Raw genomic sequence first — 19,815 nt, forward strand, 5'->3', positions numbered from 1 at the left:
AATCCAGCCAGACCTTTCCGGCTCTTTTTCGCCCTTCGGGGGATGTTGCATGAACACGACCACCAACGCCAACCTGTTTTCCCGCCTGTTCGACAGCCTCGACGATCCCAATCGGCTGGCGATCGAGCAGCTCGACGGCAGCCGCATCTCCTATGGCGATTTGATCGCGCGCGCCGGCCAGATGGCGAATGTGCTGGTCGAGCGCGGCGTCAAGCCGGGCGACCGCGTCGCGGCGCAGACCGAGAAGTCGGTTTCCGCACTGGTGCTCTATCTCGCCACGGTGCGCGCCGGCGGCGTCTACCTGCCGCTCAACACCGCCTATACGCTGAACGAGCTCGAATACTTCATATCGGATGCCGAGCCGGCGCTGGTGGTCTGCGATCCTTCGAAGCTCGAAGGCATCAAGGCAATCGCCGCCAAGGTGGGTGCCAAGGTCGAGACACTCGATTCCAGCGGCAAGGGCTCGCTGACCGAAGCCGCCGACAAGGCGGCGAAGGAATTCGCCACCGTGCCGCGGGTGAACGACGATCTCGCCGCGATCCTCTACACCTCGGGCACCACCGGCCGCTCCAAGGGCGCGATGCTGTCGCACGACAATCTGGCGTCGAACTCGTATTCGCTGGTCGACTACTGGCGCTTCATCGACAAGGACGTGCTGATCCACGCGCTGCCGATCTATCACACCCACGGCCTGTTCGTGGCGAGCAACGTGACGCTGTTTGCGCGCGCCTCGATGATCTTCCTGCCGAAGTTCGATCCGGACGCGATCCTCAAGCTGATGGCGCGCGCCACCGTGATGATGGGCGTGCCGACCTTCTACACCCGCCTGCTGCAGAACCCCGGACTGAACAAGGACGCCACCAAACACATGCGGCTGTTCATCTCGGGTTCGGCGCCGCTGCTAGCCGACACCCACCGCGAATGGTCCGCCCGCACCGGACATGCCGTGCTCGAGCGCTACGGCATGACCGAGACCAACATGAACACCTCGAACCCCTATGACGGCGATCGCGTGCCCGGCGCGGTCGGCTTCGCGCTGCCCGGCGTGACGGTGCGGGTCACCGATCCCGAAACCGGCAAGGAGCTCGCGCGGGAGACAATCGGCATGATCGAGGTCAAGGGCCCGAACGTGTTCCAGGGCTACTGGCGCATGCCGGAGAAGACCAAGTCCGAATTCCGCGGCGACGGCTTCTTCATCACCGGCGATCTCGGCAAGATCGACGACAAGGGCTACGTCCACATCCTCGGCCGCGGCAAGGATCTCGTGATCTCGGGCGGCTTCAACGTCTATCCGAAGGAGATCGAGAGCGAGATCGACGCCATGCCCGGCGTGATCGAGTCGGCCGTGATCGGCGTGCCGCATGCCGATTTCGGCGAAGGCGTCACCGCCGTGCTGGTTTGCAGCAAGGGCGCCGACGTCAGCGAGGCCTCGGTGCTGAAGGCGCTCGACGGACGGCTCGCCAAATTCAAGATGCCCAAGCGGGTCTTCGTGGTCGACGAACTGCCGCGCAACGCGATGGGCAAAGTGCAGAAGAACATTCTGCGGGATACGTATAAGGATATCTACGCGAAGTAGCTCAGCTTCGTAGCCCGGATGGAGCGAAGCGAAATCCGGGAGCAGTCTATCGCTGGCAAGAATCCCGGATTGCGCTTCGCTCCATCCGGGCTACGCGCGGTGCGCTAGTGCCCGCCCAGCAGGCTGATCACGAACCGTCCGCCGACGATGAAGAGATACGCGCCGAACGCCACCTCCAGCGCGCGCTTCGACAGCGCGTGCGCGACCTTCACGCCGAGCGGCGCGGTGACGAGCGTGGTCGGCATCACCAGAATCGCACCGATCAGCGAGACATAGCCGAGCGCGAACGGTAGTTGCAGCGCGGCGACGTCGGGGAAGCGCGCGGCGGCGGGCCAGCCGGCGTAGACGTAACCCAGCGCGCCGGGGATCGAGATCAGCACGGCGAGCGCCGACGAGGTCGCGACCGCCTGATGGATCGGCCGGCCGTAGAAGGTCATCAAGAGATTGGCGAACAGGCCGCCGCCGATGCCCATCAGCGTCGACAGCAGGCCGACGAAGAAGCCGTAGACGCGCATCAGAAAACCCTTCGGCACGTCGTCGCCGAACTTCCAGGTCTCGCGCGCCAATAGCAGCCGCGCCGCGGCCGACCAGGCCACCATCACGAACACGATCTTGAACAAACGCTCCGGCGCGAAGCGCGCGGTGACGCTGCCGGCGGCGACGCCGATCACGATCGGCAGCCACCAGCGCTTCAGGATCTCCATGTCGACCGCGCCGCGGCGATAATGGGCGCGGAACGAGCTCAGCGAGGTCGGGATGATGATCGCGAGCGAGGTGCCGATGCACAGCGGCATCCGGACCTCGAGCGGCACGCCGGCGAGACGGAAGCATTCGTAGAACACCGGCACCAGGATCGCGCCGCCGCCGATGCCGAACAGGCCGGCGAGGAAGCCGGACAGCGCGCCGACCGCGACCAGCAGCAGCGCAAGCTCGAGCAATTCCTTGGGGTCCAGGCCGGCCATCATGTCCTTCGTGCAGTGTTTGGCGGGCGGTCGCAGCACATGGCTTTACCCACGCGCTGGCGCCGTCTTCAGTTGGTTCGCTGAGAGCAATAGCCCCTTTTGGGATTCGGGAGTATCTATGCTCTTGAGCAGGCCCTGTTGCGAAATACGGAAGGATTGAGCTTGGACCGGCTTGCGGCCATGACAGCCTTTGTCCGCGCGGTCGAGACCGGCAGCCTGTCGGCGGCGGCGCGGTCGCTGCCGAGCTCGCTGACCTCGGTGAGCCGCCAGATCAGCGCGCTGGAAGAGCATTTCGGCACCCGCCTGCTGCTGCGCACCACGCGCCAGCTCGCGCTGACCGACGATGGCCGAATTCTCTACGAGCGCGCGAAATCGATTCTTGGCGAGGTGAAGGAGATCGAGGCGACGCTGGCGCGCGACCCACGTCAGCCATCGGGCCGGATTCGGCTGAGCTCACCGAGCCTGGTCGGACGGCTGGTGATCGCACCGATGCTGGTCGAGTTTCTGCGCCGCTATCCGGCGGTCTCCGTCGACCTGCTGTTGATCGACCGCACGGTCGACATGGTCGAGGAGGATATCCATCTCGCTATACGCATCGGCCGCTTGCGCGACTCGCAGCTCGTCACGCGCAAGCTCACCGATTTGCAGATGATCGTGTGCGCGGCGCCGGATTATCTGGCCCGGCGCGGCGAACCACGCACGCCGGACGATCTTGCTGACCATGACTGCCTGGTGTTTTCCGATTCGCCCGGCAGCGCCGCGTGGCGCTTTGCCGACGGCACGAAGACGGGTCGCAAATTCCGCATATCCGGTCGGCTCTGGATGAATAGCCTCGATGCGCTGGTTAGTGCAGCGCGGGAGGGCGCGGGCATCGTTCGCGTGCCGTCATGGCAGGTGCAGTCCGAGCTCGCGAGCGGCCGCCTGCGACGGCTCCTGTTGGATCATGAGCCGGCCCCGACGCCGCTGCATCTCATGCTTCAACCGTCACGCCTCGCATCGCCTAAGATCAGGGCATTCGTCGACTATCTGGTGGAACAATGGGGTAAGATCGACGCGTTCCGGAGCTCGCCGGCGCACGGTTAGCGCCGTGCAGACGATAGCGGCACCGAGATTCATTCTTTGGTTCGCTGATGCTTGCATCTGGTATACCACACTGCGGATCAATCAGAATTCGGCAAAGCTAGTAATGAACTTCGGTTCGACCGAAGGCTATTTGGCCGTTGCGCGGGCTGATCCTAGTCCGTAAATAGAACTCCTCTACCGCGTTCCCCGATGGGCCGGGCGCGGTCCCTCACATCATAAAGCCCGCCGATGACCGCCAGGATCGAACGACCGCTTTCACCCCACATTCAAACCTACCGCGTGACCCTGACGATGGCGCTGTCGGTCGTCCATCGGGCCACCGGAATCGCGATGTATGTCGGCACCCTGCTGCTCGCCTGGTGGCTGATCGCGGCCGCCTCCGGCCCCACCGCCTACGCCAACGTCCAGGCCTTTACCGGCAGCATCATCGGCAAGCTGATCCTGTTCGGATACACATGGGCGCTGCTGCATCACCTGGTCAGTGGCATGCGCTACTTCGTCTGGGACCTCGGCTACGGCTTCAAGCCCAATGAGCGCGAGGCCCTGACCTGGGGCGCGCTGATCGCCGGCATCTCGCTGACCGTGCTGGTCTGGATCATAGCCTACGCCGTTGGAGGTGGACGATGAGCGGCCATTCCTCGATGCGCACGCCGCTGGCGCGCGTCCGCAATCTCGGTTCCTCGCATACCGGCACCTCCGATTTCTGGCGCCAGCGCCTCACGGCGGTCGCCATGACGCTGCTCATCGTGCCCGTTCTGGTCGTCATTCTGATGCTGATCGGCCGCAATCAGGCCGGCGCGGCGCAAATCCTCGGCTCGATCCCGATCGCCATCATCCTGCTGCTCTTCATCATCGCCAGCACCTGGCACATGAAGATCGGCATGCAGATCATCATCGAAGACTACGTCCATAACGAGAAGGCGAAGCTCGCCTGCGTGATGGCCAACAACTTCTTCTGCGTCGCGGTCGCCATGGCCTCGATCTACGCAATTCTCAAATTGTCATCGGGAGTTTGACCCATGGCCGGTGAAGGTAACGGCAAGGCCACCAACGGCAGTGGCCCGGCCACGAACGGCAAGGCCTATCCGATCCAGGACCACACCTACGACGTCGTCGTGGTCGGCGCCGGCGGCGCGGGCCTGCGCGCCGTGGTCGGCTGCTCGGAAGCGGGGCTGCGCACCGCCTGCATCACCAAGGTGTTCCCGACCCGCTCGCACACGGTTGCGGCGCAGGGCGGCATCTCGGCTTCGCTCGGCAACATGCATCAGGACGACTGGCGCTGGCACATGTACGACACCGTGAAGGGGTCGGACTGGCTCGGCGACCAGGACGCGATCGAATACATGGTGCGCAACGCGCCCGACGCGGTCTACGAGCTCGAACATTGGGGCGTGCCGTTCTCGCGCACCGAAGACGGCAAGATCTATCAGCGCCCGTTCGGCGGCATGACCATGGACTACGGCAAGGGCCAGGCGCAGCGCACCTGCGCCGCCGCCGACCGCACCGGTCACGCCATGCTGCACACCATGTATGGCCAGTCGCTGCGCCACTCGGCGGAGTTCTTCATCGAGTTCTTCGCCATCGACCTGATCATGGACGATCAGGGCGTCTGCCGCGGCGTGATCGCGCTCAAGCTCGACGACGGCACGCTGCATCGCTTCCGCGCCCAGACCACGATCCTGGCGACCGGCGGCTACGGCCGCGCCTACGCCTCCTGCACCTCGGCGCACACCTGCACCGGTGACGGCGGCGGCATGGTGCTGCGCGCCGGCCTGCCGCTGCAGGACATGGAGTTCGTCCAGTTCCATCCGACCGGCATCTACGGCTCGGGCTGTCTCGTCACCGAAGGCGCCCGCGGCGAAGGCGGCTATCTCGTCAACTCCGAAGGCGAGCGCTTCATGGAGCGCTACGCGCCGTCGGCCAAGGACCTCGCCTCGCGCGACGTCGTCTCGCGCGCGATGACGATCGAGATCCGCGAAGGCCGCGGCGTCGGCAAGAAGAAGGATCACATCTTCCTGCACCTCGATCACCTCGATCCGAAGGTGCTGCATGAACGGCTGCCTGGCATCTCGGAATCGGCGAAGATCTTCGCCAATGTCGACGTCACCCGCGAGCCGATCCCGATCGTGCCGACCGTGCATTACAACATGGGCGGCATTGCCACGAACTATCACGCCGAGGTGCTGACCAAGCGCAACGGCGACGACAATTCGGTGGTGCCGGGCCTGATGGCGATCGGTGAAGCGGCCTGCGTCTCGGTGCATGGCGCCAACCGCCTCGGCTCCAACTCGCTGATCGACCTCGTGGTGTTCGGCCGCGCCGCCGCGCTGCGCCTGGCCGACAAGCTGACCGCGAACGCCAAGCAGCCGGAGCTGCCGAAGGATTCGGCCGACCTCGCGCTCGGCCGGCTCGATCACTTCCGCCACGCCTCCGGCGGCACACCGACCGCGAAGCTGCGCGACAGCATGCAGCATGTGATGCAGAACAATTGCGCCGTGTTCCGCACCGGCGATGTGCTGCAGGAAGGCCAGAACCTGATCCACAAGGTCTATGGCGGCGTCGGCGACATCTCGGTTTCGGATCGCTCGCTGGTGTGGAATTCCGACCTGGTCGAGACGCTGGAATTCGACAATCTGATCGTGCAGGCGGTCGTGACGATGGATTCGGCGGCGAACCGCACCGAGAGCCGCGGCGCGCACGCGCGCGAGGACTTCCCGGATCGCAACGACAAGGACTGGATGAAGCACACGCTGACCTGGATCGATCCGGCCGGCAAGACCGCGATCGAGTACCGTCCGGTGCACAGCTACACGATGACCAATGACGTGCAGTACATCCCGCCGAAGGCGCGGGTCTACTGAGAACGAAGGCGAGCAAGCATGGTTGAATTCGCACTTCCGAAGAATTCGAAGATTTCCGGCGGCAAGACCTGGCCGAAGCCGGCCGGCGCCACCGAGACCCGCGAATTCCGGGTGTATCGCTGGAACCCGGACGACGGCAAGAATCCGAGCGTCGACACCTACTATGTCGACACCCACGATTGCGGTCCGATGGTGCTCGACGGTCTGATCTGGATCAAGAACCACGTCGACCCGACGCTGACCTTCCGCCGCTCCTGCCGCGAAGGCGTCTGCGGCTCCTGCGCGATGAACATCGACGGCCAGAACACGCTGGCCTGCACCAAGTCGATGCACGACGTCGGCGCCGGCGGCGCGGTGAAGGTCAATCCGCTGCCGCACCAGCCTGTCGTGAAGGACCTGGTCCCCGACCTCACCAATTTCTACGCCCAGTACGCTTCGATCGAGCCGTGGCTGAAGACCACGACGCCGACGCCGCAGAAGGAGTGGAGGCAGAGCCACGAGGACCGCGAGAAGCTCGACGGTCTCTACGAGTGCATCCTGTGCGCCTGCTGCTCGACCTCATGCCCGAGCTACTGGTGGAACAGCGAACGCTTCCTCGGCCCCGCCGCGCTGCTGCAGGCGACGCGCTGGGTCACCGATTCCCGCGATGAAGCGACCGGCGAGCGGCTCGACAATCTCGAGGATCCGTTCCGCCTCTATCGCTGCCACACCATCATGAACTGCGCCAAGGCCTGCCCGAAGGGACTCAATCCCTCCGAGGCGATCGCCGAGCTCAAGTTCAAGATGGTCGAACGCCAGATCTGATCCGACGCAGCCGCGGCTGGCGCTGGTATCAGCGGCCAGCCGCCGCTGATCGAATCAGGATATCCGAGCCGACCGCATCGACCCCCGGCTTGCGGAGGTCGAGCACGACGTCGACGATGCTGTGATCCTCCGGATCCATCGTGACGGTGAAGCCGAGATCGCGGCACATCCCGATCATCGTGGTGTTCTCGGTCAGCACCTGGCCGGACAGGCGCTTCAGCCTCTCCGACTGCGCATAGTGGATCAGGAGCTGCATCAGCGCCCAGCCAAGCCCTTTGCCCTTGAGATCGGACTGCAGCAGGATCGCGTATTCGGCGTTCTCGTACAGCGAGTCCGAATGCAACCGGACCGCGCCCATCATCTCGCCGGTGGTTGGATCGAGCGCCACAAACGCCATCGCGCGCGCATAGTCGAGCTGGGTGAGGCGCGCGATGAAGGCGTGCGAGAACTCCTTCATCGCGTGGAAGAAGCGCAGCCTGAGATCTTCGGCGGTGACGCGCCGGAAGAACGCCTCGACCATCGGCTCGTCCTCCGGCCGCATCGGGCGTACCGTGACGCGCGAGCCGTCGCGTAACGCGAGCTCACCCTCCCATTGCGACGGATAGGGCCTGACCGCGAGCCGGGTCTGACCGGCGAACAGCCGCGTGGGCTTGCGGATCGCAACCCGCGCATCGAGCGCGAGCACGCCGCTCTCGTCCGCCAGCATCGGATTGATGTCGAGCCCTGAGACCTCGGGAATGTCTGCGGCCATCTGCGCGAGCTTGACGAGGGTAAGCGGCACCAATTCGGGTGGGACGGCCGGCACATCGCCGTAGCCGCCGAGCAGCCGCGAGACGCGGGTGCGCCCGACCAGCTCATGGGCGAGATTCATGTCGAGTGGCGGCAGCGCCAACGCCTTGTCGTTGATCACCTCGACCGCCGGACCGCCGCGGCCGAACACGATCACCGGACCGAAGGTCGGATCGTCGGCGATGCCGAGGATCAGTTCGCGCGCCGCGCGCCGCACGATCATCGGCTGGATCGTCACGCCTTGCAGCGTGGCATCCGGCCGCGCGCTGCGTGCGCGTGCGATAACGGTCCTCGCGGCCTCGATGACGCTGTCCTTGGTACGCAGGTCGAGGATCACGCCGCCGACATCGGAGGCGTGCCTGATGTCGCGGGAGAATACCCTGACCACGATGGCGTGCCCCTCGGCGAGGAACGGCGCCGCCTTCGCACCCGCGTCCTCGGCACTGTCGGCGACGAGCGTCGTCACGATCGGAATGCGATAGGCCTTGAACAGGGCGACGATCTCCGCCGGATCGAGCCATGCCCGTCCCTCCGACAACGCTTTCACGACCACGTGCCGCGCCGCCGCCGTCTCCGGCGTGAACACCGACGCGACGCCAGGCGGGGTCGCGGCGAGCGCCGTGGAGGCCTCGCGATAACGCACCAGATACATGAAGGCGCGGACCGCATCATCCTCGGTCGGGAAATGCGGAATCCGCGCCGCCTCGAAGATCGCGCCGGTGCGCTCGTCGGCGCCGACCCACGCTGCAAGCACCAGTGCGGCGACCGCACTGCGTTTCGTCCTGCGGTCACGCACGCATTGCGCCACCGCCTCGGCAATCCCCACGGCCGGCGCCACCGCGGTTTCCACATTCGCAACCAGGACGGCGTCGTTGTTGGCATCATCGAGCAACGCGTTGAGCGCCACCACGTAACGGGCGGCATCGGCATCCCCCGCAATGTCGACGGGATTGGCGCACGACCAGCCCTGAGGCAGCAATTCGTCGAGCCGCGCGATGGTCTGCGGCGTCAACGTCGCAGGAACGCCGCCGAGCTCGGCCAGCCGGTCGGTCGCCAGGATGCCAAGGCCGCCGCCATTGGTCAGGATCGCGAGCCGGTTGCCGCGCGGCACGAAGCCGCGGCCGAGCAGCTCGGCACAATCGAACAGCTGGCGAAGGTCGTAGACGCGCAACATGCCGGCGCGGCGGAACGCGGCGTCATAGACCGCATCGGAGCCGGCCAGCGCGCCGGTATGGGTCGCGGCGGCCTTCGCCCCCTCTGCCATCCGTCCCGATTTGACGATGACGACCGGCTTCATACGCGCCGCGGCGCGCGCCGCCGACATGAACTTGCGCGCGTCCTTGACCGCTTCGAGGTAGATCAGGATCGCGTTGGTATGATCGTCCAGCGCGAAATAATCGAGCAGGTCGGCAACGTCGACGTCGAGCTGGTCGCCGATCGAGGCGATGCCGGAGAAGCCGAGCCGCCGCTCCGCCGCCCACTCGATCATCGCCGACGCGACCGCGCCGGACTGCGAGATCAGGGCGACATGTCCATCGGACGGTTGATGCGAGGCGAAGCTCGCATTGAGCTTGGCGCGCGGCACCATGACGCCGAGGCAGTTCGGCCCGATCAGGCGCATGCCGTGCCGCCGCGCCGTCTGCTCCACGATCTCCGCGAGCGAGCCCGCGCCATGACCGAGACCGGCCGACAGGATCGCCGCACCGGCAACACCGGCCGCACCTGCTTCCGCGACAATCTCCGGAACCGCAGCCGCCGGTGCGCTTATGACGACGAGGTCCGGCGTGAACGGCAGCGACTTAAGGTCGGGAACGGTCGGCGCGCCATCGACATCGGCATAGTGCCGGTTAACGACGCCGAGCTTGCCGGCGAAGCCGCTCGTCTTGATATTCCGGAGCACCGCCGCGCCGAGCGACGATGGGCGTGGGCTGCCGCCGACCACCGCGATGCTTCGCGGCGAAAATACCCGCTCCAGGCCGAACGTCGACATAGCGTGGTCCCGCAGGAAGCGCGTGACGCGCCTCGAATGAACTCTACTTCCTCGTTCGACCCATTGTACCCGTTGCGAGCCCTGGCTGGTATGACGGAACTCAATCCTCCGTCTAGTGCAGGCCCAACGCCTGCGCCAGGTTGAAGGTCAGCAAGCTCGCGACATAGGCCAGCGCGAGCATGTAGAGGAACGTCACCACCATCCACTTCGCGCCGCCGGTCTCGCGGCGGATCACCGCCAGCGTCGAGGCGCATTGCGGGGCGAAGATGTACCAGACCAAGAGCGACAGCGCGGTCGCCAGCGTCCATTTCTGCGCCAGCACCTGGCCGATCTGATCCGCCGCCTCCTTGCCGCCCTCGATCGAATAGACGGTGCCGAGCGCCGCGACCGCAACCTCGCGCGCCGCCATGCCCGGGATCAACGCCACCGCGATCTGCCAGTTGAAGCCGATCGGCCGCAGCAGCGGCTCGAGTGCATGGCCGATCATCGCCGCAAAGCTGTAATTGATCGCCGGTCCCTCGGCGCCGGCGGGCGCGGTCGGGAACGAGGCCAGGAACCAGATCAGCACCATCATCGAGAGGATCGTGGTGCCGGCGCGATACAGGAACATCTTGGCGCGGGTGAACACGCCGATCGCGATGCTCTTCAGCCGCGGCATCTTGTAGTCCGGCAATTCCAGCATGAACGGCGCCGGCGCATGGTCGCGCCACAGGAAGAATTTTGCGATCGCCGAGACCGTCAGCGCGCTGGTGATCCCGGCGGCATAGAGGCCGAACATCACGAGTCCTTGCAGATTGACGAAGCCCCACACCGTGGTCGCCGGAACGAAGGCCGAGATGATCAGCGTGTAGACCGGAATGCGCGCCGAGCAGGTCATCAGCGGCGCGATCAGGATCGTGGTCAGGCGGTCGCGACGGTTGTCGATCACCCGCGTCGCCATGATGCCGGGAATGGCGCAGGCGAAGCTCGACAGCAGTGGAATGAAGGCGCGGCCATGCAGCCCCGCGCCACCCATGATGCGGTCCATCAGGAAAGCCGCGCGCGCCATGTAGCCGAAATCTTCCAGCAGCAGGATGAACAGGAAGATGATGATGATCTGCGGCAGGAACACGATGACGCTGCCGACGCCGGAGATCAGGCCGTTCTGCAGGAAGCTCTGCAGCAGGCCCCAGCCTTCGGGCATCACGTCATGGATCAGTTGGCCGAGCGCGGCGAAGCCGTCGGACAATAGCTCCATCGCCGGCTGCGCCCAGGTGAACACTGCCTGGAACATCACGAACAGGATCACGGCCAGGATCACGAGACCCCAGACCGGATGCAGCACGACCGAATCGATCCGGTTGGTCAGCGTGTCCGGCTTGGTCGGCAGCGTCACTACTGCCGCGATGATGCGGTCCGCCTCGCGTTGCGCCGCCTTGAGGTCGGCAATCGTCGGCGTCGTCCACTCGCTGGCCGCCGCCTTATGCGACTTCGCCAGGAATTCGTCGGTCCGCTTCAGGAGTTCGTCGACGCCGCCCTTGCGGACCGCGACCGAGGTCACGATCGGCAGGCCGAGCTCCTGCGACATCCGGTCGAGATCGATCGTCACGCCGCGGCGCTTTGCGATGTCGATCATGTTGAGCACGAGCATCATCGGCCGGCCGACGCGCTTCAGCTCGAGCACCAGCCGCAGGGTCAGCCGCAGATTGGTGGCGTCCGCGACGCAGAGCATGAGATCGGGCACCGCCTCGCCGTCGAAGCGGCCGAGCACGATGTCGCGGGTGATCTCCTCGTCCGGGCTGCGGCCGCGCAGCGAATAGGTGCCGGGCAGATCGAGCACGGTGACGCTGCGGCCCTCCGGTGTGACGAAGCCGCCGGATTTGCGCTCGACCGTGACGCCCGGATAATTGGCGACCTTCTGGCGGCTGCCGGTCAGGCTGTTGAACAGCGACGTCTTGCCGGTGTTCGGCGCGCCCACCAGCGCCAGACGCAGGGATGCAGTTGTCATTCGACGATTACGGCCATGGCTTCGCTCCGGCGCAGCGCGATCGTGATGTTGTCGACGCGCACCGCGATCGGATCCCGCCGGATCGTGCCTTCATGCAGGATTTCCACGCGCGCGCCCTCGACAAATCCCATCTCCACCAGGCGCTGCTCCAGCTCCCGCGGAGAGAGCGATGAACCCGTCACGAGCGCATCGAGCCTGATGATCTTTCCGACAAAACCGCGATCCGCACGTCCGAGCCGGATGTCCTGAAGATTATCCTGGGAAGTGTCTGGATCGCCTGTCATGCGGCCTGTTTTTCAGCAGGTAGTCACAGGGTCAAGCATTTGCCCGTGAGAGGTTTTAGAACCCCTAAAAACAGCCTCCGCGCCCGTCATCCCGGCCGATTTTCCGCTTGACTGCCGCGCACCAGCTAACGAGGTCGTGATCCTTCCGGGTCCCTCCGGGCGTCGCCTTCCCGGCGTGGCCGGCTGGCGGAAACTCGGCAAGCCACGCCGGCGGTATCGCCCTTCCACGCCGGGCCTGAATTTGACCGGCAGCCGACCGATCGCTCCGCAAGGACTTTCGTTACCACGAATGGTGGACGAGCTTCGATACGGCCATCCGGGACGGGGATTTGCTTCCTCCGGCACAATGGTTTGCGTTAAGGTCCGCGAGGAGCCGGAGCGCCCGTGCCGACCGCACAACGCAATTCGCTGAGACTGCTGCAATGGATGATGGCCGCCTCGTTGGCCCTTCCGCTGGCGCTGTTCCTGTTCGCTTCGGCGATGTCCCGGATCTCGACCAGCGAGGCCGCCGACCAGGAGATCCAGCGGACCCTCGACGTCACCCATGAGCACGCGCTCAAGGTGTTCGAGACCATCGACCGCAGCCTGGGTGAGGTCACTGAGGTCGTCCGCGGCATGAGCGATGCCGAGATCGTCGCGCGCGAGAAGAGCCTGCACGACCGGCTGCGCCAGGTCGCCGAGGCGCTTCCCCAGGTAAAATCGATCTGGATATTCGATGCCAGCGGCCATGCCCTGGTCAACAGCCTGGTGGAGCCGGCTCCCGACATCGATTTCTCGGATCGGGACTACTTCCGGATCCATGCCGAGCGCGACATCGGCACCTATATCGGCGAGGTCTTGACCCCACGGCCGCCGTATCAGGGCGCGCGGTTCTTCAGCGTCGGCCGGCGCCGCAGCAACGCGGACGGCAGCTTTGGCGGCGTGATCCAGGCTTCGGTGCTTCCGGAGTATTTCGAGAACTTCTATGCGCGGATCGGCCGCGAGCCCGGCAGCTTCCTGGCGCTGATCCGGACCGACGGCGCGGTGCTGGCGCACTACCCGGTTGTCGACCATGAGGCTAGGTTCGAGCCGAGCGGGCCGCTCGGACAACAGATGGCCGCCAATCCGCAGGCCGGCACCATGACGATCCGCTCTCCCGTCGACGGCATCGAACGGCGCATGCGCTATGAGCGGCTGTCCGAATACCCGATCTATGTCAGCGCAGGCCTCGAAACCCTGGCGATCCGGGCGCGCTGGATCACGACCATGGCCCAGCACCTGATCTTCGGCATCCCGGCCACCGCGCTGCTGTTTGGCTTGCTGGTGCTCGCCTATCAGCGAACCGAGCGCCTGGAGGAGGAGGCCAGCAAGCGCATCGAAGCCGAGGAGGCATTGCGGCATGGCCAGCGGCTCGAGGCACTCGGGCAACTGACCGGCGGCGTCGCGCACGACTTCAACAATCTGCTCACCGTGATCCGCGCGTCGGTCGACATGTTGCGACGGCCGGACCTGCCGGAGCCGCGGCGGCAGCGTTACATCGATGCGATCTCCAACACGGTGAACCGCGCCGCCAAGCTGACCAACCAGCTGCTCGCGTTCGCGCGCCGGCAAACGCTCAAGCCCGAGGTGTTCGACGCCTGCCAGAACGTCCGCACCCTGAGCGAGATGATCGCGACCCTGATCGGCTCGCGCATCGAGATCACGGCGCAGGTGCCGGACCAGACCTGTCTCGTCAACGCCGATGCCGGCCAGTTCGAGACCGCCATCATCAATATGGCGGTGAATGCGCGCGATGCGATGGACGGCGTCGGCCGGCTCACGATCGCGGTCCGCGCCGTCGACAAACTGCCGTCCGAGGCGAGTACGCCGCCGAGCCCACACGGTCATGTCGCAGTGTCGGTGGCCGATACCGGCGTCGGAATTCCGCAGGAGCTGTTCGGCCGCATCTTCGAGCCGTTCTACACCACGAAGGAGGTCGGTCACGGCACCGGCCTCGGCCTGTCGCAGGTGTTCGGCTTCGCCAAGCAATCCGGCGGCGAGGTCACCGTCACCAGCGAAGTCGGCAAGGGCTCGACCTTCACGCTGTATCTCCCGCGCGTCGTCGGCAGACACAACGCGCAATCGCCGCTCACGGAGGATGCGCCTCCGGTCGATCCGGCCAGTGCGTCGGTCCTCATCGTCGAGGACAATGCCGAGGTCGGAAAGTTCGCGGCCGACACGCTGACCCAGCTCGGATGCACCTGCGTGCTGGTGGAGAACGCCACCCACGCGCTGGAGGAACTGGCCGTCGACCCCGGCAGGTTCGATCTTGTGTTCACCGATGTCGTGATGCCCGGCATGAGCGGCATCGAGCTTGCGGAGGAAATCCGCCGGCAGCGGCTCGACCTGCCGATCGTGCTCGCCTCCGGCTACAGCCAGGTGCTGTCGCAGCAGGGCAGCGGCGGCTTCGAGCTGCTGCAGAAACCCTATTCGGCCGAGCAGCTGGCGCGCGTGCTGCACAAGGCCGCGCGCTCGCGCCGTCTGCGAAGGGATCAGGCGCCGGCGGGGTGAATCGCGTGCACCTGCCGCACATTCGCTGTCGTCCCTGCGAAAGCAGGGACCCATACGCCGCGGCGGATGTGGTGAACGGAACCCGTCGTTCCAGCATCGCGTAACCATGACCAGCTGTGGTTATGGGTCCCTGCTTTCGCAGGGACGACGATGAGGATGGTTCTCGATCCAAAATGATGAACACGCGGTGTCATCACCCGCGAAAGCGGGTGATCCAGTATTCCAGAGGCCGTCGTTCTTGAATCGAGAGGCCGCGGCGTACTGGATCGGCCGGTCAAGCCGGGCGATGACAGAAGAGGATAGGGAAACAGCTCCGCATTCTCATCGCGAGGGATCGACAGGATTTTATTGAGTTACCCGTCGGGTCATTCTCTCGCACTGCCTCGGAACCGGAACGGAACCGTCTGATTTGCCTCGCGTTGTCGTGACATGGGCAAAGCCGCGGCAGAATCCCGATCTTCGCGCAAGCCATCTTCGGCGAACGCCGCCGCGCCTCGAAATGCGCGCGCAACGCGCGCCCGCACGGAGGACGACGGCGACGCGCCCAACGAAGCGGACGACAAGTCCGAACTCGTCGAAGTCGTCGCCGAAGACGGCGACCATGTCGAACCGCCGCCGCCGGAAATCCTCGAACCCGATCCCGAACTGTCGCCCGAAGAAGCCGAACAGGAGCGCAAGGACTATCTGCTGACGCGCTTCTGGATCACCGCGCGCGGCTACTGGGGCGAGAGCGGCGACCGGCTGGCGTGGCTGTTCACGATCGGCCTGCTGCTGCTGATCGTCGCCAACGTCGCCGTGCAGTACGGCATCAATGTCTGGAATCGCGCGATCTTCGATGCGATCGAGAAGCGCGATTCGGCGACTGTCTTCCATCTCACCGCCATCTTCTTTCCCCTCGCAATCGGCAGCGTCCTGCTGGGCGTCGCGCAGGTATTCGGCCGCATGGGGATTCAACGACGCTGGCGCGCCTGGCTGACCAACGCCGTCGTGTCGCGCTGGCTGACCAACGGCCGCTACTACCAGCTCAATTTGGTCGACGGCGATCACAAGAATCCGGAGTACCGCATCGCGGAAGACCTGCGGATCGCGACCGACTCGCCGGTCGACTTCATCGCCGGGGTGACTTCGGCGCTGCTGTCCGCCATCACATTCATCGTCGTGCTCTGGACGATCGGCGGCGCCCTGACGCTGACGCTCGGCGGCTCGTCCATCAGCATTCCCGGCTTCCTGGTCATTGCCGCGATCATCTATGCGGCGATCGCGTCGGGCTCGATCACGGCGATCGGCCGCAGCTTCGTGCAGATCTCCGAGGACAAGAACCAGGCAGAAGCGGAATTCCGCTACATCCTGACCCGCGTCCGCGAAAACGGCGAAAGCATCGCGCTGCTTGGTGGCGAAACCGAGGAGCGCGACGGCATCGACAAGACGTTCTCGAACGTGCTGCGGCAATGGGCGCGGCTCGCCGGGCAGCACATGCGCACGACGCTGGTCTCGCAGGGATCGAATCTCATTGCGCCGGTGGTACCCCTGCTGCTGTGCGCGCCAAAATTCCTCGACGGCAGCATGACGCTCGGCCAGGTGATGCAGGCGGCCTCCGCCTTCACCATCGTGCAGACCGCGTTCGGCTGGCTGGTCGACAATTATCCACGGCTTGCCGACTGGAACGCATGCGCGCGCCGCATCGCATCGCTGATGATGTCGCTCGACGGACTCGAACGCGCCGAGACCGGCGACGGCTTCGGACGCATCGAACGCGCCGAGACTGAGGGGGAGGCGATGCTGAGCCTCAACGACCTATCGGTCACACTCGATGACGGCACCGCCGTGGTCGCCGAGACCGAGGTCGTCGTCGAGCCTGGAGAACGGCTATTGGTCGCCGGCGAATCCGGCACCGGCAAGAGCACGCTGGTCCGCGCCATCGCCGGCCTGTGGCCGTGGGGCGGCGGCAGTGTCGGCCTGCATGCGGACCGCCGCCTGTTCATGCTGCCACAAAAGCCCTATGTGCCCTCGGGCACGCTGCGGCGCGCGGTGGCCTATCCCGGCGCGGCTGAGGATTGGAGCGTCGAGGAGATCGGCGATGCCCTGCACAAGGTCGGCCTCGACCATCTCAAGGACAAGATCGAGGAGGATGCGCCGTGGGACCAGACCCTGTCCGGCGGCGAGAAGCAGCGGCTCGCCTTTGCCCGCCTGCTGCTGCACAGCCCCGACATCGTCGTGCTCGACGAGGCGACCTCGGCGCTCGACGAGAAGAGCCAGGACAAGATGATGGAGACCGTGACGACGGAATTGCCGAAGGCGACCATCGTCAGCGTCGCCCATCGCGTCGAGCTCGAAGCGTTCCATAGCCGCAAGATCGTGCTGGAGCGCCGCAAAGGCGGCGCCAAGCTGGTCAGCGACGTCGACCTGATCCCGCGCAGGGGCAAGCGAAAGCTGCTCGGCCGCTTCCTGGGCCAGCGGCAGGCATCGGACAAGGCCGCGTAACGGGCGTTGGCGCTCCGGTCAAAACCGGCTATGCATGCGCCGCTTTTGACGAGGGCAGTGCGTGATCCCCAGCAACGACATTTCGCCGGCGCCGTTCGGCGCCCTGGCGCCCAATGCGGCACAGGCCGCCATCATTCGGCTTGCGCATGGCACCGGATTGAAACGCGGCGCGTTCCGGCCGTGGCTGTCGCGGCTGGTCAATCTGTTCGGTTCGGGACCGCTTGATGTGACCTACCAGGGTGCATCGTTCCGCTTCTATCACCAGCACAGCGCGACCGAGCGCGGCGCGCTGTTCAATCCCGACTATAACCTCGAAGAGCTCGCGTTCCTGCGCAGCCATGTCGGCGCTGGCGGCACCTTCGTCGATCTCGGCGCCAATGTCGGCACCTATGCGCTGGCGCTGGCGCGCGATGTTGGCCCCGATGGCAAGGTGATCGCGATCGAGCCGCATCCGATGACGCATGCGCGGCTCAAATTCAACACGCAGGCCTCCGGCTTTCCGCAGGTGCGCCTGGTTGCGGCAGCGGCAGGCCCCACCGACGGCGAGCTGATGATCGAGACCGACGGCGACAATCTCGGCGCCAGCCACATCGTTACTGGCACGCCCACGGGCAAGGCATTCAAGGTGCCGTCGCTGCGGCTGCAACGGATCCTCGAGGAAGCCGGCGCTGACAAGGTCGATGCGCTGAAGATCGACGTCGAAGGTTTTGAGGATCGCGTGCTGATCGCCTTCTTCCGCGACGCGCCGGAGCAACTCTGGCCGCGCGCGGTCGTGATCGAACATCTGTCGAAGGACGAATGGACCGACGACTGCATCGCGGACATGCACACGCGTGGTTACGTCGATCAGGGCCGGACGCGAAGCAACACGCTGCTGGTGCGGAGTTGAGCTGCGCGCGCGGCCGAGCTCGGTCGCGCCGGAAGACTGGTCGTAGCCCGGATGAAGCGCAGCGAAATCCGGGACCGGACCATCCGCGGTTAGAGCAGCCCCGGATTGCGCTTCGCTTCATCCGGGCTACACCTTCACTCCCCTTTAAGGGAAGGTGAAACGAGAACGCAGATACCAATGCGGCACAACTAGGGAGGCTCGCGATGATCGACCATATCGGCTTTTCGGTCTCTGATTACGAACGCGCGAAGGCGTTCTACCAGGCGGCGCTGGCGCCGCTTGACTACGGCCTGATCATGGAAGTGCCTGCGGAAGTAACCGGGCATGCGCCGGCGGCGGGCTTCGGCGCCAACGGCAAGCCGGATTTCTGGATCGGCGGCGAAGGCGCGATGAACAAGCCGGTGCACATCGCCATCACGGCCAAGGACCGTGCCACGGTCGACGCCTTCTACAAGGCTGCGATCGCGGCCGGCGGCCGCGACAACGGCGCGCCGGGCATTCGCGCGCATTATCATCCGAACTATTACGGCGCGTTCGTGCTCGATCCCGACGGCCACAACATCGAGGCGGTCTGCCACGCGCCCTGATGAGTCGCACAGGAACGGCATCGCGCGCGATTCGTTGTCGCTTCGAACTGCGATGGAGCGATCGATGCGCGTGACGCGACCTGATAGCGACAGATTTGGCATCGGCATCAGCCGACTGGTATCGATGTGATGCCGATCGAGCCTCCGGACATTCCGCCGGCAACTCCTGGCACGCCGAGCGAGCCGCCGCCGGGAATTCCGCCCGGCAATCCGCAGCCGGAGATTCCTCCGCCGACGCGCGACCCCGGCGAGCCACCGCGACCGGACGAGTTGCCCGGCAAGACGCCCGACGAATCACCTGTGCGCGGACCACCTGGACCATCGGGGCCGCCGCCTGCGACAGATCGACCCGCAGCGCGGTGAATCACCCTCGCGCCTCAGTTCCACATCGATTGCGACTGTGTCGAAGCGTTTCTTCTGAATGTCCAGTGAACAAAGGCACATGCAACTCGTTATAATGTCGAAATAAACTTCGCCGATGATTCGGCGCTCGCCACAATCCGGCCTAACGGCTGGCAATTCATCGTCCTGCCGAATTGTTCGGTTCTGACTTTCTTTCCTTCCTGCCCAGACTTTCTGCCGGGGACTCCAAGATCATGACAAAGCTTCGTCTCGTGCTGCTTGCCACGACTGCGCTGACGGTGATGCAATTCGCCACCTCAGCGTCGCACGCCCAAACTTCGCCGCTGGTCGTCGCACAGGCGCAGCAAAAGGAAGAGCTCGGACCTGACGGAAAGCCGAAGCCAAAGCCGGCACCGGGCGCACCCGCACATCCTGCACCGCCGGCTGCCGCGCCGCATCCGCAAGCACCGCCTCCGGCAGCCGCACCGCCTGCGCATCCGGCCCCGCCGCCGGCTGCAGCACCCGCGAAGCCGACCCCACCTGCTGCACCTGCTCGGCCCGAGCCGCCCGCAGCTGCTCCCGCAAAGCCGACGCCACCCCCGGCAGCTGCACCGCATCCGGCGCCGCCCCCGGCTCCCGCACGGCCTGAAC

At 65.5% G+C, this 19,815-nt stretch carries 16 protein-coding genes; 11 read left to right on the plus strand and 5 right to left on the minus strand.

The window, feature by feature from the left end; all coding sequences use genetic code 11:
- Positions 1-49 precede the first annotated feature (49 nt).
- Positions 50-1,576: a malonyl-CoA synthase gene (locus tag QMZ05_RS23240; RefSeq protein ID WP_353702850.1), complete on the plus strand. Its 1,527-nt coding sequence runs from the start codon at positions 50-52 to the stop codon at positions 1,574-1,576.
- A gap of 104 nt (positions 1,577-1,680) precedes the next feature.
- Here the strand turns inward: QMZ05_RS23240 and QMZ05_RS23245 are convergent, their stop codons facing one another.
- Positions 1,681-2,541, minus strand: a complete 861-nt coding sequence (locus QMZ05_RS23245) for a sulfite exporter TauE/SafE family protein (RefSeq protein ID WP_353702862.1) — start codon at positions 2,539-2,541, stop codon at positions 1,681-1,683.
- 177 nt (positions 2,542-2,718) lie between these two features.
- On the opposite strand from QMZ05_RS23245, the gene QMZ05_RS23250 reads away from it, so the two are divergent.
- The 5 genes from QMZ05_RS23250 to QMZ05_RS23270 all read left to right on the plus strand — a co-directional run bounded on the left by QMZ05_RS23250 (position 2,719) and on the right by QMZ05_RS23270 (position 7,286).
- A complete protein-coding gene (locus QMZ05_RS23250; RefSeq protein WP_353702851.1) occupies positions 2,719-3,621 on the plus strand; it encodes a LysR family transcriptional regulator in 903 nt (300 codons plus the stop codon).
- A gap of 228 nt (positions 3,622-3,849) precedes the next feature.
- Entirely contained in the window at positions 3,850-4,248 is a 399-nt protein-coding gene (gene sdhC, locus QMZ05_RS23255; protein ID WP_353702852.1) for a succinate dehydrogenase, cytochrome b556 subunit, read from the plus strand.
- A 14-nt stretch (positions 4,249-4,262) separates the two neighbouring features.
- A complete protein-coding gene (gene sdhD, locus QMZ05_RS23260) occupies positions 4,263-4,637 on the plus strand; it encodes a succinate dehydrogenase, hydrophobic membrane anchor protein (protein ID WP_353702863.1) in 375 nt (124 codons plus the stop codon).
- A 3-nt stretch (positions 4,638-4,640) separates the two neighbouring features.
- On the plus strand, positions 4,641-6,482 hold the full coding sequence (gene sdhA / locus QMZ05_RS23265) for a succinate dehydrogenase flavoprotein subunit (protein ID WP_074128317.1): 1,842 nt from the start codon (positions 4,641-4,643) through the stop codon (positions 6,480-6,482).
- An 18-nt stretch (positions 6,483-6,500) separates the two neighbouring features.
- On the plus strand, positions 6,501-7,286 hold the full coding sequence (locus QMZ05_RS23270; RefSeq protein WP_050424944.1) for a succinate dehydrogenase iron-sulfur subunit: 786 nt from the start codon (positions 6,501-6,503) through the stop codon (positions 7,284-7,286).
- Positions 7,287-7,314: 28 nt separating this feature from the next.
- On the opposite strand, the gene QMZ05_RS23275 is transcribed toward QMZ05_RS23270, so the two are convergent.
- The 3 genes from QMZ05_RS23275 to QMZ05_RS23285 all read right to left on the minus strand — a co-directional run bounded on the left by QMZ05_RS23275 (position 7,315) and on the right by QMZ05_RS23285 (position 12,336).
- On the minus strand, positions 7,315-10,065 hold the full coding sequence (locus QMZ05_RS23275) for a bifunctional acetate--CoA ligase family protein/GNAT family N-acetyltransferase (protein WP_353702853.1): 2,751 nt from the start codon (positions 10,063-10,065) through the stop codon (positions 7,315-7,317).
- A 112-nt stretch (positions 10,066-10,177) separates the two neighbouring features.
- A complete protein-coding gene (locus tag QMZ05_RS23280; RefSeq protein WP_353702854.1) occupies positions 10,178-12,052 on the minus strand; it encodes a ferrous iron transporter B in 1,875 nt (624 codons plus the stop codon).
- Positions 12,049-12,336 (minus strand): FeoA family protein, encoded by a 288-nt coding sequence (locus tag QMZ05_RS23285; RefSeq protein WP_353702855.1) that lies wholly within the window; start codon positions 12,334-12,336, stop codon positions 12,049-12,051. Before QMZ05_RS23285 ends, QMZ05_RS23280 begins: the two co-directional genes overlap by 4 nt.
- A gap of 384 nt (positions 12,337-12,720) precedes the next feature.
- Between QMZ05_RS23285 and QMZ05_RS23290 the strand changes: the two genes are divergently transcribed.
- The 5 genes from QMZ05_RS23290 to QMZ05_RS23310 all read left to right on the plus strand — a co-directional run bounded on the left by QMZ05_RS23290 (position 12,721) and on the right by QMZ05_RS23310 (position 19,185).
- The gene (locus QMZ05_RS23290; protein ID WP_353702856.1) at positions 12,721-14,865 is read left to right on the plus strand and encodes an ATP-binding protein; all 2,145 of its coding nucleotides are present in this window, start codon (positions 12,721-12,723) and stop codon (positions 14,863-14,865) included.
- Between the two features lie 429 nt (positions 14,866-15,294).
- Positions 15,295-17,346: an ABC transporter ATP-binding protein/permease gene (locus QMZ05_RS23295; RefSeq protein WP_353702857.1), complete on the plus strand. Its 2,052-nt coding sequence runs from the start codon at positions 15,295-15,297 to the stop codon at positions 17,344-17,346.
- 61 nt (positions 17,347-17,407) lie between these two features.
- A complete protein-coding gene (locus QMZ05_RS23300; protein WP_353702858.1) occupies positions 17,408-18,235 on the plus strand; it encodes an FkbM family methyltransferase in 828 nt (275 codons plus the stop codon).
- A 203-nt stretch (positions 18,236-18,438) separates the two neighbouring features.
- Entirely contained in the window at positions 18,439-18,822 is a 384-nt protein-coding gene (locus QMZ05_RS23305) for a VOC family protein (protein WP_353702859.1), read from the plus strand.
- A 129-nt stretch (positions 18,823-18,951) separates the two neighbouring features.
- Positions 18,952-19,185, plus strand: coding sequence for a hypothetical protein (locus QMZ05_RS23310; protein WP_353702860.1), 234 nt, complete (start codon positions 18,952-18,954; stop codon positions 19,183-19,185).
- Between the two features lie 231 nt (positions 19,186-19,416).
- Here the strand turns inward: QMZ05_RS23310 and QMZ05_RS23315 are convergent.
- On the minus strand, positions 19,417-19,815 hold a 399-nt coding region (locus tag QMZ05_RS23315; protein ID WP_353702861.1), incomplete at its 5' end, for a hypothetical protein.

Origin of the sequence: Bradyrhizobium sp. INPA03-11B, from assembly GCF_040446015.1 — a bacterium.
Classification (GTDB): Bacteria; Pseudomonadota; Alphaproteobacteria; order Rhizobiales; family Xanthobacteraceae; genus Bradyrhizobium; species Bradyrhizobium macuxiense_A.

Excerpts from the sequence above, each read along its gene's own strand:
- QMZ05_RS23240 (WP_353702850.1), top strand. The coding sequence starts at position 50 with ATGAACACGACCACCAACGCCAACCTGTTTTCCCGCCTGTTCGACAGC.
- QMZ05_RS23245 (WP_353702862.1), bottom strand. The coding sequence starts at position 2,541 with ATGATGGCCGGCCTGGACCCCAAGGAATTGCTCGAGCTTGCGCTGCTG.
- QMZ05_RS23250 (WP_353702851.1), top strand. The coding sequence starts at position 2,719 with ATGACAGCCTTTGTCCGCGCGGTCGAGACCGGCAGCCTGTCGGCGGCG.
- sdhC (WP_353702852.1), top strand. The coding sequence starts at position 3,850 with ATGACCGCCAGGATCGAACGACCGCTTTCACCCCACATTCAAACCTAC.
- sdhD (WP_353702863.1), top strand. The coding sequence starts at position 4,263 with ATGCGCACGCCGCTGGCGCGCGTCCGCAATCTCGGTTCCTCGCATACC.
- sdhA (WP_074128317.1), top strand. The coding sequence starts at position 4,641 with ATGGCCGGTGAAGGTAACGGCAAGGCCACCAACGGCAGTGGCCCGGCC.
- QMZ05_RS23270 (WP_050424944.1), top strand. The coding sequence starts at position 6,501 with ATGGTTGAATTCGCACTTCCGAAGAATTCGAAGATTTCCGGCGGCAAG.
- QMZ05_RS23275 (WP_353702853.1), bottom strand. The coding sequence starts at position 10,065 with ATGTCGACGTTCGGCCTGGAGCGGGTATTTTCGCCGCGAAGCATCGCG.
- QMZ05_RS23280 (WP_353702854.1), bottom strand. The coding sequence starts at position 12,052 with ATGACAACTGCATCCCTGCGTCTGGCGCTGGTGGGCGCGCCGAACACC.
- QMZ05_RS23285 (WP_353702855.1), bottom strand. The coding sequence starts at position 12,336 with ATGACAGGCGATCCAGACACTTCCCAGGATAATCTTCAGGACATCCGG.
- QMZ05_RS23295 (WP_353702857.1), top strand. The coding sequence starts at position 15,295 with ATGGGCAAAGCCGCGGCAGAATCCCGATCTTCGCGCAAGCCATCTTCG.
- QMZ05_RS23305 (WP_353702859.1), top strand. The coding sequence starts at position 18,439 with ATGATCGACCATATCGGCTTTTCGGTCTCTGATTACGAACGCGCGAAG.
- QMZ05_RS23310 (WP_353702860.1), top strand. The coding sequence starts at position 18,952 with ATGCCGATCGAGCCTCCGGACATTCCGCCGGCAACTCCTGGCACGCCG.